The following is a 561-nucleotide window of genomic DNA, read 5'->3' on the forward strand; positions in this document are numbered from 1 at the left end:
ACCTATTATAGAAGTAACATTTTTAATCTCTTCACTTTGAGCAATAACTTCACTAGTTTTATGAGATACATTTTGCATAGAAGAAGTAATCTCTTCTAATGCTGCTGCTGTTTCTTCTAAAGAAGAAGCTTGAGAAGATGAAGAATCTGTTAAGTCTTTAACAGCACTTTGTAATTTACCACTCTCATCTGCTAATAAAGAAGCAAATTCAGATGATTGTCTTAGCATAGCTACTATTTCTTGACCTAATACATTAGTAGTTACTTCAACTCCACCTTTAGCATTTTTAACTTCAGTAGTAAAGTCTAATGCCTTATAGCTATCAAATACTCTATTGATTTCATTCATATTAGAACCAACTTTTGCTTGTAATACATCAAGCATATCATTTAATACATTTTTTAATTCTATTAATTGAGGATTAGCAGGAATTGCTGTTATTCTTGCTGTTAGATTACCACCTTCTATTTCTTTAGCTGTATCAACTGATTGTTCTACTGCTTTAGCATCTTGTTCTAATGCATTTTTAGTTTTAGTGATGTTTTCATTGATGGCTTTGGC

Annotated in this window: 1 pseudogene; it reads right to left on the reverse strand. The window is 30.8% G+C overall.

What is annotated here, in order from left to right:
* Nucleotides 1-561, reverse strand: a pseudogene (locus L8W64_RS08890) (methyl-accepting chemotaxis protein); the annotation flags it as partial.

It is taken from the genome of Campylobacter sp. IFREMER_LSEM_CL1097 (assembly GCF_025772225.1).
GTDB classification, from domain to species: Bacteria; Campylobacterota; Campylobacteria; order Campylobacterales; family Campylobacteraceae; genus Campylobacter_D; species Campylobacter_D lari_D.